14 protein-coding genes are annotated in these 15302 nt (G+C 68.3%); 8 read left to right on the forward strand and 6 right to left on the reverse strand.

The genetic code is table 11. The features are described from left to right. Positions 1-275 precede the first annotated feature (275 nt). The 7 genes from L8K25_RS09495 (at position 276) to L8K25_RS09525 (ending at position 6846) form a co-directional block, all read left to right on the forward strand. The gene (locus L8K25_RS09495; RefSeq protein ID WP_242138618.1) at positions 276-1097 is read left to right on the forward strand and encodes a cobalamin-dependent protein; all 822 of its coding nucleotides are present in this window, start codon (positions 276-278) and stop codon (positions 1095-1097) included. 69 nt (positions 1098-1166) lie between these two features. Continuing rightward, entirely contained in the window at positions 1167-2594 is a 1428-nt protein-coding gene (gene ppsR, locus L8K25_RS09500) for a transcriptional regulator PpsR (RefSeq protein ID WP_242138619.1), read from the forward strand. Between the two features lie 89 nt (positions 2595-2683). Continuing rightward, the gene (gene chlG / locus L8K25_RS09505; protein ID WP_242138620.1) at positions 2684-3595 is read left to right on the forward strand and encodes a chlorophyll synthase ChlG; all 912 of its coding nucleotides are present in this window, start codon (positions 2684-2686) and stop codon (positions 3593-3595) included. Beyond that, positions 3592-4908: a BCD family MFS transporter gene (locus L8K25_RS09510; RefSeq protein WP_242138621.1), complete on the forward strand. Its 1317-nt coding sequence runs from the start codon at positions 3592-3594 to the stop codon at positions 4906-4908. Before chlG ends, L8K25_RS09510 begins: the two co-directional genes overlap by 4 nt. Next, complete coding sequence (locus L8K25_RS09515; protein WP_242138622.1) at positions 4905-6089, forward strand: geranylgeranyl diphosphate reductase; 1185 nt, start codon at positions 4905-4907, stop codon at positions 6087-6089. The genes L8K25_RS09510 and L8K25_RS09515 overlap by 4 nt, the downstream gene beginning before the upstream one ends. After that, positions 6086-6589, forward strand: a complete 504-nt coding sequence (locus tag L8K25_RS09520) for a TspO/MBR family protein (RefSeq protein WP_242138623.1) — start codon at positions 6086-6088, stop codon at positions 6587-6589. The genes L8K25_RS09515 and L8K25_RS09520 overlap by 4 nt, the downstream gene beginning before the upstream one ends. 59 nt (positions 6590-6648) lie before the next feature. Next, the gene (locus L8K25_RS09525; protein WP_242138624.1) at positions 6649-6846 is read left to right on the forward strand and encodes a hypothetical protein; all 198 of its coding nucleotides are present in this window, start codon (positions 6649-6651) and stop codon (positions 6844-6846) included. A gap of 54 nt (positions 6847-6900) precedes the next feature. Here L8K25_RS09525 and L8K25_RS09530 read toward each other — a convergent pair whose 3' ends face one another. Together L8K25_RS09530 and L8K25_RS09535 are read right to left on the reverse strand one after the other, a co-directional pair. After that, a complete protein-coding gene (locus L8K25_RS09530; protein WP_242138625.1) occupies positions 6901-7449 on the reverse strand; it encodes a cytochrome c family protein in 549 nt (182 codons plus the stop codon). Between the two features lie 116 nt (positions 7450-7565). Continuing rightward, the gene (locus L8K25_RS09535) at positions 7566-8462 is read right to left on the reverse strand and encodes a thymidylate synthase (RefSeq protein ID WP_242138626.1); all 897 of its coding nucleotides are present in this window, start codon (positions 8460-8462) and stop codon (positions 7566-7568) included. A gap of 183 nt (positions 8463-8645) precedes the next feature. On the opposite strand from L8K25_RS09535, the gene L8K25_RS09540 reads away from it, so the two are divergent. Further along, positions 8646-9101: a JAB domain-containing protein gene (locus L8K25_RS09540; RefSeq protein ID WP_242138627.1), complete on the forward strand. Its 456-nt coding sequence runs from the start codon at positions 8646-8648 to the stop codon at positions 9099-9101. Positions 9102-9113: 12 nt separating this feature from the next. Here L8K25_RS09540 and L8K25_RS09545 read toward each other — a convergent pair whose 3' ends face one another. The 4 genes from L8K25_RS09545 to L8K25_RS09560 all read right to left on the reverse strand — a co-directional run bounded on the left by L8K25_RS09545 (position 9114) and on the right by L8K25_RS09560 (position 14766). Further along, on the reverse strand, positions 9114-9833 hold the full coding sequence (locus tag L8K25_RS09545) for a class I SAM-dependent methyltransferase (protein WP_242138628.1): 720 nt from the start codon (positions 9831-9833) through the stop codon (positions 9114-9116). Positions 9834-9978: 145 nt separating this feature from the next. Continuing rightward, positions 9979-11106 (reverse strand): peptide chain release factor 2, encoded by a 1128-nt coding sequence (prfB, locus tag L8K25_RS09550; protein WP_242138629.1) that lies wholly within the window; start codon positions 11104-11106, stop codon positions 9979-9981. A 123-nt stretch (positions 11107-11229) separates the two neighbouring features. Continuing rightward, complete coding sequence (locus L8K25_RS09555; protein WP_242138630.1) at positions 11230-13761, reverse strand: transglycosylase domain-containing protein; 2532 nt, start codon at positions 13759-13761, stop codon at positions 11230-11232. Between the two features lie 96 nt (positions 13762-13857). Continuing rightward, positions 13858-14766 carry an N-acetylmuramoyl-L-alanine amidase gene (locus L8K25_RS09560; RefSeq protein WP_242138631.1) on the reverse strand — a complete coding sequence of 303 codons (909 nt, stop codon included), beginning with the start codon at positions 14764-14766 and terminating at the stop codon, positions 13858-13860. Positions 14767-15302: the final 536 nt, after the last annotated feature.

Genomic DNA, 15302 nt, shown 5'->3' on the forward strand with positions numbered 1-15302 from the left:
GCAACGCTCCGGGTGTCAATACAAATTGACGTCAAGACAAGATTACACCTGTTGCAGTGCAGCGACGTTTGTCCGTTGCAAGGGCGTTACGACAGGCATACGATGCGAGTCGCAGGGCAAACCAAATCGGTGTCCGGCACGTCGCGTGTTCAACCAGGCCGGAGGGGGTCAGGATGACTTCGCTTACCCGGATTGAACATTTTTTTCGACGACAGGGAGCGAGACCGGATCCGGGGGGCAGGCCGGACCTGCGCGATCTCCACCGGGTAACCCCATTGGTCCGATCCGACTCCGATCGCGACCAGGCCCGGTCGCTGACCCGTCTGATCGAAAGCGAAATCATCCCGCGCCTGCTGGTCGCGCATGCCGTCGCGCCGTCCCCGCGGATGGGGGGCGGACCCGCCGGTTCCATATCGGCCGCGGAAGTCGCCGCCTTCGCCCCGCTCGCGCTGCAGGTGGAGGCCGACGAGTTGCTCCAGCATGTCGAGGGGCTGATCGCGCGCGGCGTGTCGTTCGATACGCTGCTGGTCGATCTACTCGCCCCGGCGGCGCGCCATCTCGGCGCCTTGTGGGACGACGATCGATGCGACTTCATCGACGTGACGATGGGGCTGTGGCGGCTTCAGGAGGTCGTTCACGAACTCTCCGGGCGCGCGCCGATGAAGGAGGTGCCCGGCGACGGTCACGTCCGTCGCGCGCTGTTCGTATCGCTGGCGGGCGATCATCACAGTTTCGGTACCGTCGTGGTCGACGAGATGTTCTGCGCCAACGGATGGCTGACCGATCGGCTGAACGAGGCGAGCGCCGATGTCCTGCTGACCCGCGTCCGCGACGAACTGTTCGACCTGGTCGGATTGACGATCACCTGTGACTGCCATATCGCGCCCTTGCCCTCGATCGTCCGCGCAGTGCGGGCGGCCTCCAGAAATCCCAGGATTTGTGTGATGGTCGGTGGGCGGGTGTTCGCGGAAAACGCGGAACTCGCCGCTGCGGTCGGCGCGGACGGGACGGCTCCCGACGCAAGGGTCGCCGTTCGTGTTGCCGGGGCACTGGTCGACGCGGTTGCGCGGGAGGCGGTTTCGGCCATGACCGGTTGATCCCGACAGGGTCTCGCGGCCACGGTGCGGGTCGCGCGACACCTAGATTCAGGAGCAAATTGTTCGTCGATGAACGATCGTCCCACCTTGTTCGCACCCCATGCCTTTACCAACCCCGATGCGTTGGCGGAGACGCTTGCGCCCCGCGTCGCGGCGGCGGTGGTGGCGGCGGCCGGTGACATTGCGCTGGTCGTCGATCCGGCCGGGGTGATCCGCGATGTCGCGATCGCCAACGCGGATCTGGCGGCACTAGGGTTCGGCGACTGGCGCGGCCACGCCTGGATCGACACCGTCACCAGCGAGAGCAGGGCCAAGATCACCGACATGCTGTCCGATGGTGCCGCACGGGAGCCATCGCGCTGGCGCCAGATCAACCACCCCACCGCGGGCGGGGACGTGCCGGTACGCTACCTCGTGACGCAGCTGGAGCAGGGCGGCGGCGTGCTCGCGATCGGACGCGACATGCGCGCGGCGGCGGTCATGCAGCAGCGGTTGCTCCAGACCCAGCAATCGCTCGAGCGCGACTATATCAAGCTGCGCCAGGCCGAAGCGCGCTATCGCCTGTTGTTCGACCTCGGCACCGAGCCCGTGCTGATCATCGATGTCGCGACGCGCCGCATTCGCGAGATCAACCCGGCGGCGGCGCGCCTGATCGGCGCCGTGGACGACACGTTGACCGATCAGCCGGTCACGACGATCGTCGATCCGGCCGATCGCGAGGACCTGATCGCGCAACTCGGCGCGGCAGGTGCCAGCGACGATCTTCCGGCGATTTCGGTACGGCTGGCGAGCGGGCAGCCCGTCGCCATGTCGGCGCGCCTGTTCCGGCAAGGGCGGGTCGCGTTGCTGCTGGTCCGGCTTGTCCCGGACGCGCCATCGCCGGGAACCCAGGGCCATGCCGCACCGATCGGCGCGGTGATCGAACACATGCCCGATGCCTTCGTGCTGGTGGATGCGCGACTCGACATCCTGTTCGCCAACGCCGCGTTCACGGAGCTGGCGGGCGTCGCCTCGGTCGCGCGGGTCACGAACGCCCCGCTGGCGACCTGGCTCGGTCGACCCGGAATCGATCTCGAGCTGATCGTCGGCCAGTTGCGCGAGCACGGCACGGTGCGCAACGTCGCGACGATCCTGCGCAGCACCGGCGGCCGGCAGGAAGAGATCGAGATATCGGGCGTCGTCGCGCCTTATGGGGACAGCCAGTGCTACGGCTTCACGATCCGCAACGTCGCGCGCCGGCTGCGCAGCGTGCCGCCGGCCGAGCGCGACCTGCCGCGCTCGGTCGAGCAACTGACCGAACTGGTCGGGCGGATGTCGCTAAAGGACATCGTGCGCGAATCGACCGACCTGATCGAACGCCTCTGCATCGAGGCGGCGCTGGCCTATACCTCCGACAATCGCGCGTCGGCGGCGGAGATCCTCGGGATCAGCCGGCAAAGCCTGTATTCCAAGCTCCATCGCCATGGTCTGGGGAATCTGGTCTCGGGCGAAGGCTAAGCCCTTCCCGCACTGGGACAAGCACCGGACGCCCGGTTGGAGTGTCAAATATATTTGACGATCGGCATTGTCCATATTAGCTTGCTGCCATGGCTCGCGCGACATTCCCTCCGCTGGCAGGAGTGCCCGTACCGCGGGTGCGCGACGTTGCCGAGTTGCTCAAGCCGATCACCTGGTTCCCGCCGATCTGGGCTTTCCTGTGCGGGGTCGTGTCGTCGGGCGTATCGGTGTCGAGTCGCTGGCCGTTCCTGATCGCCGGGGTATTGCTGGTCGGGCCGCTGGTGTGCGGCACGAGCCAGGCAGTGAACGACTGGTTCGACCGCCACGTCGATGCGATCAACGAGCCGCTGCGTCCGATCCCGTCGGGCCGGATCGGGGGGCATTGGGGGTTGTGGATCGCGCTGTGCGGCAGCGCGCTGGCGCTCGCCGTCGCCACGATCACCGGCGGCTGGGTGGTGGCGGCGACGGCGGTCGGCCTGGTGTTCGCTTGGATCTACAGCGCGCCGCCGTTCCGCCTGAAGAGGAGCGGACTCTGGGGGCCGAGCGCGGTCGCGCTGACGTATGAAGGCCTTACCTGGTTCACCGGCGCGAGCGTGATGGCGGGGGCATTGCCCGATGCGTCAATCCTCGTGATCCTGATCCTGTACAGTGCGGGCGCGTTCGGCATCATGACGCTCAACGACTTCAAGGCCGTTGCCGGGGATCGCGCGATGGGGATCCGGTCGCTCCCGGTGACGCTCGGGGTCGGGCCGGCGGCGCGGGTCGCTTGCGTGGTGATGGCGGTGCCGCAGGTCGCGGTCGTCGCGTTGCTCGGGCTGTGGGGCCATGGGCTGGTCGCCGGGGTCGTCGCGGCGCTGCTGCTGGGGCAGCTGGCGCTGATGCCACGGTTGCTGCGCGATCCGCTCAAACAGACGCCGTGGTACAACGCCACGGGAACCAGCCTGTATGTGCTCGGGATGCTGGCGACCGCGTTCGGGCTCGGCGGAGTGCTGGGGTTGTGACCGCGGCCGCACCGCTGCGCTGGGTCGGGATCGTCCGGCTCGGGCTGGTGCAAAGCGCGATCGGCGCGATCGTGATGCTGGCGACCTCGTTGCTCAACCGCGTGATGGTGGTGGAATATGCCTTGCCGGCGGCATTCCCGGCAGGGCTGGTCGCGTGGCATTATGCGGTGCAGCTGTCGCGCCCGATCTGGGGTCATGGCTCGGACCGCGGACGTCGCCGGACGCCGTGGATCCTCGGGGGGATGGCCCTGCTCGCGGGCGGCGCGATGGTCGCGGTCTGGGCGCTTGGCGTCATCGCCGGCGGGGGGCGGTGGGGCTATGCGCTGGCGGTCCTGGCATTTGCGATGATCGGCGCGGGCGTCGGTGCGGCGGGAACGTCGCTGCTGGCGTTGCTGGCCACGCGCGTCGCGCCCGAACGACGCGCGGCGGCGGCTTCGGTCACGTGGATCATGATGGTCGCGGGCATTGCGGTGTCGGCGGCGGTGGCGGGCACGCTGGTCGACCCGTTCTCCTACCTTCGCCTCTGCGCGGTCGTGTCGGGTGTCGCGGGGGCCGCGTTCCTGGTCGCGACCGCCGCGGTGTGGGGGCTGGAGCGGCCGGTTCCCATGCCGGACGAGGCACTACCGCCGCCGCCCGCGTTCAGGGCGGCGCTCCGCGCCATGTGGGCGGACAGCGATGCGCGCCGGTTCACGATCTTCGTGTTCCTGTCGATGCTGGCCTATGCGATGCAGGATCTCATCCTCGAACCGTTCACCGGGTTGCGCTTCGGCCTGACGCCCGGACAGTCGACCCAGGTCTCGAGCATCCAGCATGGCGGCGTCCTGCTCGGGATGATCCTGGCGGGCGTCGGCGGCAGCGTGTTCGCCGGGCATGGCGCGAGCGGATTGCGCCGCTGGATCGTCGCGGGATGCATCGGCTCGGCACTCGCCTTGTGCGGGCTCGCGCTGGCGGCACGGGTCGGGCCGGGCTGGCCGATCCTCGCGAACGTCTTCGCGCTCGGTTTCGCCAACGGCATCTTCGCGGTCGCCGCGATCGGGGCGATGATGGCGCTGGCCGGGGCGGGCGCGGCGGACGGATCGCCCAGCGAAGGGATTCGCATGGGGGTGTGGGGTGCGGCGCAGGCCATCGCCTTCGGGCTGGGCGGGCTGACCGGCGCCGTGGCGGTCGATGCCGGGCGGGCCCTGATCGGATCGATGCCGGAGGCGTTCACGCTGGTCTTCGGGACGGAAGCGATGCTGTTCCTCGTCGCCGCCGCCATGTCGTTGCGCGGGGCGCCGCGCGTCGTGGGTCTTGGTCGGGAGGTGATGCTGTGACCGCTGCTTTCGATTGTGTCGTCGTCGGGGGCGGGCCGTCCGGCGCGACCGCCGCAACCGACCTTGCGCGGGCCGGGCATCGCGTCTTGCTGCTCGATCGCGCGGGACGGATCAAGCCGTGCGGGGGCGCGATTCCGCCGCGCGCGATCCAGGATTTCGCGATTCCCGACCACATACTGGTCGGCAAGGCCAGCATGGCGCGGATGGTCGCGCCCTCCGGAAAACGGGTCGACATGCCGGTCGGGGACGGGTTCGTCGGTCTGGTCGACCGCGAGACGTTCGACGAATGGCTCCGCGCCCGCGCGGCGCTGGCGGGAGCGGAACGGCGGACCGGCACGTTCGAGCGGATCGAGCGCGACGCCGTGGGGACCGCGGTGGTCGTGTATCGCGCCGACCGTAACGGGCCAGAACGCCGGATCACCGCGCGCGCGGTGATCGGCGCGGACGGCGCGCGATCCGGCGTGGCGCGCGGCGAAATCAAGGGCGCGGCCCGGATGCCCTATGTCTTCGCCTATCACGAGATCGTCGCCGCCCCGCCCGACGGCGGCGCCGATTACGACCGGGCGCGGTGCGATGTCTTCTACCAGGGCAAGCATTCGCCCGATTTCTATGCCTGGGTCTTCCCCCATGGCGATACCGCCAGCATCGGCGTGGGCAGCGCCCGCAAGGGGCTGGCGCTGCGCGATTCGGTGGCGGCGCTGCGGGCGCAGACCGGGCTCGAGGGGTGCGCGACGCTGCGGTGCGAGGGCGCGCCGATCCCCTGCAAGCCGTTGCGGCGGTGGGACAATGGCCGTGACGTGGTGGTGGCGGGGGATGCCGCGGGCGTGGTCGCGCCGGCATCGGGCGAGGGGATCTATTATGCGATGGCGGGGGGGCGCCACGCGGCCGAGGCGGTCGCGCTGTTCCTGGCGACGGGCAAGGCCTCGGCGCTGCGGATCGCGCGCAGGCGCTTCATGCGCGCGCACGGCCGGGTGTTCTGGATCCTCGGGATCATGCAATATTTCTGGTATTCCAGCGACGCGCGGCGCGAACGCTTCGTCAAGATCTGCGAGGATCCGGACGTGCAGCGGCTGACCTGGGACGCGTATATGAACAAGCGGCTGGTGCGGGCGAAACCGATCGCGCACGTTCGCATCTTCTTGAAGGATCTACGGCATCTGTTCGGGCTGGCCCCGGCATGAAGGTCCGCGCGCCCGTGCTGCATCGTGCCTGGGGGCTGCCGATCGGGCTGGCAGCGATCGCCGCGCTGGGCGTGGCGGTCATGGGGGCGACGATCACCGAGGTCGATCCCTGGTATCGCGGCCTCACCCAGCCGCGCTGGGCCTTGCCGGAAGCGACCGATGGACTGGCCTGGACCGCGGTCTATCTGGTCACCGCATGGGCCGCCGTCCACGGCTGGCGGGCGGTGCCCGATCAATCCGGCGCGGAGTGGATGATCGGGCTGTTCGCGCTCAGCGGCTTCTTCAATGTGACATGGAGCCTGCTGTTCTTTCACGTCCATCGGCCCGACTGGGCGGTGATCGATGCGGTGGCGTGGTGGGTGTCGGTTGCCGCGTGGATCTATGTCGTGTGGCCGCGCTCGGTCGTCGCCGGGCTGCTCTTGCTGCCCTATCTCGGCTGGGTCACCTATGCCGGCTATCTGACGATGACGATCGTCCGGCTCAACGGCCCGTTCGGCTGAGCGCGATCGGGACCTGGCTCTTCGGGCAGGCGCATGCGGTCGACCTGATCCTTTGCCTCATGCTGGCGGAAGGAATCGCGCTGGTGCGCTGGCGCGGCTGGTCGGCGGGGGATGCCGCGCTGCGATTGCTGCCGGGGGCGATCATGCTGCTGGCGTTGCGGGCGGCGCTGCTCGGGCTGGCATGGCCCTGGATCGCGCTGGCGCTGGCCGCGTCATTCCCGGTGCATCTTGCGGATCTGGGGCGGCGTCGCCGGTAGCGGAGGACGCCCGCGAGCGGGGTCGGGCGCGACCGCCCGACCCCGTCGCACGAATCAGGAATTCGCCTTGAGATAGGCGATCACGTCGGCGCGCTTCTGCGGGTCGGTCGGCCAGCCGGCGAAGCTCATCTTGGTGCCGGGCACGACACGCTGCGGATTTTCGAGATATTGGAACAGCTTTTCCGGGGTCCAGGTGATCCCGCTGGTCTTGTTCGCGGTGGAATAGCTGAACCCCGCGATCGTCCCGGCGGCGCGGCCAACCACGCCGTGCAGGGACGGACCGATCTTGTTCACCCCCGCCTCGATCGCGTGACAGGTCTTGCACGTGACGAAATCGGCCTCGCCCTTCTTGGCGTCGCCGGTAAAGGCGGCCAGCTTCACCCCCGCGAGCGTGTCGGTATTGTCGGCTGCCGGGGCCTTGGCCGCCGTGGTTGTCGGCGCGGCGGCGGGAGCGGTCGTATCGGCGGAGGTGGAAGCAGTGGTCGTGGTCGTGCTGGTGGTGTCGGTGGTCTCGGCCTTCTTGCCGCACGCCGTCAAAACCAGGGCGGTAAACGCCAGGCCAAAGCCCAACCGCCCAAACGACGTCATCGATCCTGCTTTCATGATCCTGCTCCTGTTGGTCCGTTATCACGTCTCCAGGCCGGCATCTCACACGATCGCGGCAGAACTGTCCACAAAATTTGACAGTTGCTTGATTTACAAAGTCTTTTCCGGCCAGATCAGACGGCGACGTCCGCTTTGATCGCGGCGTGCGGGGTGTAGCCGTCGACCGCGAAGTCCGTGATCCGGTAGCCGTCGATGCTGTCCGGCCGGCGGGTGAGTCGCATCGTGGGAAAAGGACGCGGTTCGCGCGTAATCTGTTCGCGCGCCTGCTCGAGGTGGTTGAGATAGAGATGCGCGTCGCCCGCCACCCAGACCAATTCGCCCGGCGTCAGATCAGCCTGTTGCGCGAGCATCAGTTGCAGCGCGGTCGCCCCGACGAAGTTGAACGCCGCGCCGAGCAGCAGATCCACCGAGCGTTGGAACAGCAGGCAGTTGAGGCGTCCGTCGGAGGTGACGTGATACTGATAGACCATATGGCAGGGCGGCAGCGCCATTGCGTCCAGTTCGCCGACGTTCCAGCCGTGGAACAGCATCCGCCGGCTCGACGGGTTGGTCCTGAGCGTCTGTACGAGGGTCGCGATCTGATCGTGCGTGCGTCCGTCCGCGCCCTGCCAGCGACGCCATTGCTTGCCATAGACCGGACCCAGCTCACCCCATCGTGCGGCAAAGCCGACGTCGTCGAGGATCCGGCGCTCGAACGCCTCCTGCTCGATCTGTTCGCCCGTCTCACGACGATAGGTGGCGAGCGGCCAGTCCGTCCAGATCCGCACGTTCTCGCGCAGCAGCGGGGCGATGTTGGTACCGCCGGTAAGGAACCACAGCATCTCCTTCACCGCGGTCTTCCAGTAGACCCGCTTGGTCGTCAGGATCGGGACCTGACCCGCCGAGAGATCGAAGCGGACCGTCGCCCCGAAGATCGAGCGGGTTCCGACGCCCGTGCGGTCGATACGCTCGTCGCCGCGCTCGAGCACGTGTTCGATCAGGTCGAGATACTGATATTCCGGGTGTCGCATCGTCCTGCCTCATTGCCGGTCGGAGCGGCATGGGACGCGTGCACTGCGCCCCGCACGCGACCAACCGATCGATCCTTGCGCGATGCCGTAGCAGCTTTTGCCCGCCCGGCCATCGACGCTTTCGCGCGCTTCCCCCGGCCGTGGCGATGCATCGGCGCCGCTTCGGCAAGGCCAGGGTCCATTGTGGATGCGGCTCGGCTGGGCGGCCGCGACGGACTGCGCTGTTGTGCGGGGATGATCATCCATCCGTCCGATATGCGCGACGCGCTCACCGCCGGCGTTCTCGAAACGCTCCACGACCGTCTCGCGCCGATCGCGACGGCGGCGCGGGAGATGGCGGTGTTCGTGTATCTTGATCCGAAATGGAGGGTTCTCGGGACGCGCGAGGTAAGCGGGGGTGGGGTGGATTCGCTGATCATTCCCCTGCGCGCGGTCGTTGCGGACGCGCTCGAATTCGATGCGGCGGCCATCGCCATGGCGCATAACCATCCGGGCGGCGACCCGACGCCGAGCCCCGCCGATTATGCCGTCACGCGGCGGCTCGCGCGCACGCTCGATTCGATCGGGATCGCGCTGGTCGAGCACCTCGTGCTCGCGCGCGGCAGGCGGATCAGCTTTCGCGCGGAAGGCCTGTTGTGACGCGGGATTGCGTCAGGAGAGTCGACAGGGCTTGATCGCGCTCGGCTCCGGGCGCGGACCCTGTGGGCGGAAGGTCGCGAGATAGCCACCCGCCGACGGCATGTCATAGGTCGCAACCTGCACGTAACCGACCGCGGCGAACTCGCATTTCAGCAGCGCCGGCGGGGTGCCGTGGTTCTGGGTCTGGCGATCGGCATCGACCACCACGACCAGCCCGTCGGGGCGCAGCGACGGCCGCATTCGCCACAGGAACTCATAGGGCTGCTCGATTTCGTGGTACATGTGCACCATCACCACGCGATCGAAGCTCGCGTCCGGGAGCTTGGGATCGTTGGGCGCGCCGAGCCGGACGCTGACCGCCTCAAGCCGCTCGCGCGCGACGCGGAGCGCGAGCGTGTCGCGCACCTGCGGGATGATGTCCTCGGCCAGCACGCGCCCGTCCTTGCCGACGCGCGCGGCGAGGCGGATGGTGTAATAACCCTCGCCCGCGCCGATGTCGGCGACGGTCATGCCGCGCTTGATCCCGGCCTTGGCCATGACCTCGCTCGCCTCGTTGAGGCGGTCGCGTTCCTCCTCGGTCGACCAGCGCGACGAGACGACGGGCGCGACGGGGCGGTCGGGGGCGGGGAAGGGGCCGGCCTTTTCCGTATGGTCGGGGACGCGCGCGGGGCCACCGTCGCACGCGGCGACGAGCAGGAATGCGGCAAGGGCTGCGCGGCGGAAGATCGTCATTGTCCTGCTTCCCCGACGAAGGCCGGGGCCCAGCCGCGGGCCGCTGTTTGACTGAACGCAGCTTCCGCTTGCCGCGGCCAGCGCAACGGGGCCCCGGCCTTCGCCGGGGAAGCGGTACCACCGAATGCCGGACGCCTGTCCCCCACTATTCGACGTCCTCGACCTCGACCGTCTCGCCCGTCACGCGCTGCGACAGCGCCGCCGCCATGAACGCATCGAGATCGCCATCGAGCACGTCCGACGGGCTCGACGAGGTGACGCCGGTGCGCAGGTCCTTCACCATCTGATACGGCTGGAGGACGTAGGAGCGGATCTGGTGGCCCCAGCCGATGTCGGTCTTGCCCGCATTCTCGGCATTGGCGGCGGCTTCGCGGATCGCCAGCTCGCGCTCGTACAGCCGCGCACGGAGCTGGTTGTACGCCTCGGCCTTGTTCTTGTGCTGCGACCGCTGGTTCTGGCACTGGACGACGATCCCGGTCGGGATGTGCGTGATGCGCACCGCCGAATCGGTCGTGTTGATGTGCTGCCCGCCCGCGCCGGAGGCGCGATAGGTGTCGATCCGCAGGTCGCTTTCGTTATACTCGACCTCGATATTGTCATCGACGACCGGATAGACCCACACGCTCGCGAACGAGGTGTGGCGGCGCGCGGCGCTGTCATACGGGCTGATGCGCACCAAGCGGTGGACGCCGCTTTCGGTCTTGGCATAGCCATAGGCGTTCTCGCCCTTGAGCAGCAGCGTCGCGGACTTGATCCCCGCCTGTTCGCCCGAATGCTGGTCGATCAGTTCGACCTTGAGGCCATGCCGCTCGCCCCAGCGCGAATACATGCGGCTGAGCATCCCCGCCCAGTCCTGGCTCTCGGTCCCGCCGGCGCCGGCGTTGACCTCGATATAGGTGTCGTTGCCGTCGGCTTCGCCCGCGAGCAGCGCCTTGACCTTGTCGGTATCCGCCCGGCGCGCGAGATCGGCGAGCGCGGTGACGCCCTCTGCCTCCAGCTCGGTATCGCCCTCGGCCTCGGCCATCTCGATCAGCTCTGCGGTATCGTTGAGTTCGCTCTCGATCGCCCGCGTCGCGGTGATCGCCTCATCGAGACGACGCCGTTCGCGCATAACCGCCTGCGCGGCCTTGGGATCGTTCCACAAGGCCTGGTCCTCGACACGCGCGTTGAGCTCGTCGAGCCGACGCAACGCGCGGTCCCAGTCGAGGAAGCGGCGGAGCAGCGCGAGCGCGTCCTTGATCGAATCGATATGAGCCTGCGCTTCAGCGCGCATGGGGAAACCTTCCAGAAAACATCGTTTCGTCATTCCCGCGGAGGCGGGAACCCATAATCTCGAGCGGTCGGGGGTATGGATCCCCGCCTGCGCGGGGATGACGTATATGGGGTGGGGGTGGTGCTAGTAAATACCACCCTGTCTTTGCAAGAAATCGCTGTCCTTGCGTGTGTCCTTCTGCGCCTCGCTCGCCGCCCTTGCCTTCGCCGCGGATGCGGCGGCGGCGGTGGGATCGGGCAGGATCGCATCGCGGTGGATCACGCGGCGCGGTTCGCTTTCGGGCTTGAACGCTTCCCAGATCACCGGCGCCTTGGGGTCGTCGGTCGGCCATGCGCCGAACACCGGACGTCCGCTGCCGCGATCGATCCGCACCATGCGGATCCCGGCGGGCGCGCGGAACGGGATCTTCGGGAGCCCCTCATAGGCCTTGGTCGCGAACGCCTTGAAGATCGGCGCGGCGACGGTGCCGCCCTGCGCCGCGCCACCGAGCGAATGCGGCTGGTCGTAGCCGATGTACAGCCCGCCGATCATCTGCGGGGTTCCGCCGATGAACCACACGTCGGTCGGGCCCGAATTGGTCCCCGTTTTGCCGAACATCGGCCGGTCGAGATCGCGCAGCACGGTCGCGGTGCCGCGCTGGATCACGCCCTCGGCGATGTGAATCATCTGATATGCGCTCATCGCGCTGACGATCTGCTTGCCGCGCACGACCGGGCGCGGCATCGCCTTGCCGTTCCACGCGGGCGCGTTGCAGCGGTCGCACGGACGCCAGTTCTCGGGCCAGATCACCTTGCCGTGCCGGTCCTGCACGAAGTCGATCAGCGAGGCGGGGTGCGACTGCCCCTGGTTGGCGAGGATCGCATAGGCGTTGACCATCCGCGACACCGTCGTCTCGCCCGCGCCGAGCGCATAGGAGAGATAGGGCGGGTATTTGCCGACGCCGATCCGGTCCATCAGCGATACGATCCGCGGCATTCCAGTGGTCGCGGCGGCGCGCACCGTCATCAGGTTGCGCGACTGCTCGACGCCCCAGCGCATCGTATGCGGCCCCGCGCCGCGCATGTTGCCGAAGTTGCGGAAGCACTTCTGCCCCAGCCGCGCGCCCTGATAGACGCAGAACGGCCCGTCGACGATGATCGAGGCAGGCGTCATCCCGCCCTCGAGCGCGGCGGCATAGACGATCGGCTTGATCGTCGACCCCGGCTGGCGCTGCGCCTGGGTCGCGCGATTGAACGCCTGGACGCGGGAGTCGAACCCGCCCTGCATCGCGAGCACGCGGCCGGTCTGCGGTTCCTCGACCACGAACGCGCCGGAGATCTTCGGTACCGAGCGCAGCGCGAAGCCGCCGCCCTCGGGCGCCACCGCGATGATGTCGCCGACCTTGAGCGCGGCATAGGCCGTGCCGCCCCCGCCGCGGACCGGCATCTGCGCCGCGCTGCGCGGCATCTCCCCGGTCGAGCCGTCGCTGAACCCGAGCGACGCGCTGGCGGTGCTCAGATCGGTGACGATCGCCGCGCGCCAGTCGTCATAATCGAGCCCGATGTTGGTGTTGAGGAACGCGGCCTGCCAGGCGTCGCCGTCGATATCGACATGCCCCATCGGCCCCGACCAACCGCGCCCGCGATCGAACCGCAGCAGTCCCTCGCGCAGCGCGGTCTGCGCATAATCCTGCATCCTGGGGTCGAGCGACGAGCGCACCCACAGGCCGCCCGCATACACGCTGTACGGCCCGGTCATCGCGTCTTCGCCGAACTTGCCCATCAACTGGCGCCGGACTTCCTCGACGAAATAGCCGGCCCCGGCGGTCTCGGTCTTGGGGGTCTGGCGCGGCACCGTGCCGAGCGGCTCTGCCATCGCTGCATCGTGCTGGGCCTGGGTGATGAACCCGTTCGACAGCATTTCGCGCAGCACATAGGCGCGCCGGTCGAGCGCGCGCTGGGTATGGCGCAGCGGGTCGTAATTGGACGGACCCTTGGGCAGGATCGCCAGATACGCCATCTGCGCGAGGTCGAGCTTGTTCAGGTCCTTGCCGAAATAGGCATAGCTCGCCGCCGCGACGCCGAACGCGTTGCGGCCGAGCGCGATCTGGTTGAGGTACAGTTCCAGGATCTGCTTCTTGGTCAGCGTGTCCTCGATCCGGTAGGCGAGGATCGCCTCCTTGATCTTGCGGCTGTAATTGGGCGCATTGCCGATCAGCAGGTTCTTGGCGACCTGCTGCGTGATGGTCGAGGCACCGGCGGGGCGGCGGCCCGTGCTGATGTTGCGGAACGCGGCACTGGCGATGCCGAGATAATCGACGCCGTGGTGCTCGAAGAACGACTTGTCTTCCGCCGCCAGGAACGCGTGCACCAGCATCTGCGGATATTCGTCGTAGCTCAGCTCGACCCGGCGTTCGCGCGCATAGGTATAGACGGGCGCGCCATCGACCCCGCGGACGTTGGTCGGCAGCGGCGGCTCATAGGTGCGCAGCTTGTCGACCGAGGGCAGGTCGGAGGCAAAGACGTACCAGCCGATGCCCATCGCGACCGCGCCGAACAGCGCGAGCACGGCCAGCGTCTTGACCCACCAGCGGCCCCAGCTACGACGCAGGAAGCCGGGCGAGCCACCCTCTTCCCGACGAATACGGAATGTCACGGTGGAGTCGGGCTCGGCCATAAGCGACGAGGCTCTAGCAACTTTCGCGCGCCTTGCCAGCCGCCTTCTCTCGGCGGCGCCATCACCGGTCGCAACGCCCCGGGGGCAGGACGCGCCTCAGCGGGTCGCCATCCGCCGCGCGAAATGGACCTCGACGGCGCGCTCCACGCTTTGCGCGATGCGGCGGCGCCCGTCGTCGCTATCGATGAAATCGGCGTCGACGGGGTTGGAGATGTAGCCCGTCTCGAACAGCACCGAGGGCATGTCGGGCGCCTTCAACACCATCAGCGACGCCATCCGGTGGAAGTTGGGCTTGAGCGGGATCCGGTCGCGCGCCTCGCGCCCGAGCAGTCGCGCAAAGCCGGCGGAGGCGTTCATCGTCTCGCGCTGCGTCAGGTCGATCAGGATCGACGAGATGTCGGCATTGGTCGAGGCCAGGTTGACCCCGGCGATGATGTCCGCCTTGTTCTCGCGCGCCGCCAGTCGCGCGGATTCCCGGTCGGAGGCGACCTCGGACAGCGTGTAGACCGACGCGCCGCTGGCCGAGCCGGCGCCGACGCTGTCGCAATGGATCGAGAGGAACAGGTCGCCCCCCAGCCGGCGGGCGATGCCATAGCGGTCGCGCAGGACCAGGAAGCGATCGTCGTCTCGCGTCAGCGCGACGCGGACACGCCCGGCGCGGACCAGTTCGTCACGGATCGCGCGCGCGATCCTGAGCGTCACGTCCTTCTCGCGCCGCCCGTCGATCGGCGAGATCGCGCCCGGGTCGACCCCGCCGTGCCCGGCGTCGATCACGACCAGCGGGCGGCGGGGGTCGTCGCCATAGATGCGCGGCAAGCCCGCGCGACGGGCGTTCGGCTGGAGGGGGGCGGCCGTTTGGGGCCGGCGCGGGTGCGTGGGCTGCGGCCATTGTGGTGGCGGGGGCGTGCGAAGCAGGAGCGACCGCTCGGCGCCATCGCGCGGCGTCGCCGTTGCGGGAAAGGCGAGCGCCAGGCACCCGGTTGCCAGCAGCAGCGACCATCCCATGCGGTTGCGTTGTGCAGCGATCCCGACGCCCCCCTCCCGCTTTTCCAGCGAAAGCAGGAGTCTAGGGTTCCGCGCGAAGCCTTCCGTATCCGGAAACGCCCTACCAACCGACTGCACGCGCACCTTTCCACCGCCAGGATCGACCATGGTGCCAGCTTTAGCGCAAGACGGTTAACATGTCCTCCAGCCATAGAATTGCCCGATATCCCCCGCGCACGTGCCAGTTGCTGCGCGCGCGGGTCGGTGCTAGGCAACAACCAGTACCTGATCGTTCACCCAAGTAACGGAAGCGACAGGTCCACTCGGCCGCCCCGGTGTTTCCTGGGCGCGGCTTATCCAGGTTGACGTTCGCATGAAGCATGACTCCCGTTTCTCGTTTCCCCCGGTTCCGACCGGCGGGAACGCGACTGCGCGGGATGCCCAGGGCCGGAAGGCCGGGCGTGCAGAGCGAGCAGAGGCATTTTTTGCAACCCACCGTGCGAGCGAACCCGGCGGCGTGACCGCCCCTCGCTCCGCGTACCTTTATTTCGCGCGGC

The sequence above is a fragment of the Sphingomonas sp. TREG-RG-20F-R18-01 genome (assembly GCF_022662475.1).
GTDB lineage: Bacteria > Pseudomonadota > Alphaproteobacteria > Sphingomonadales > Sphingomonadaceae > Sphingomonas.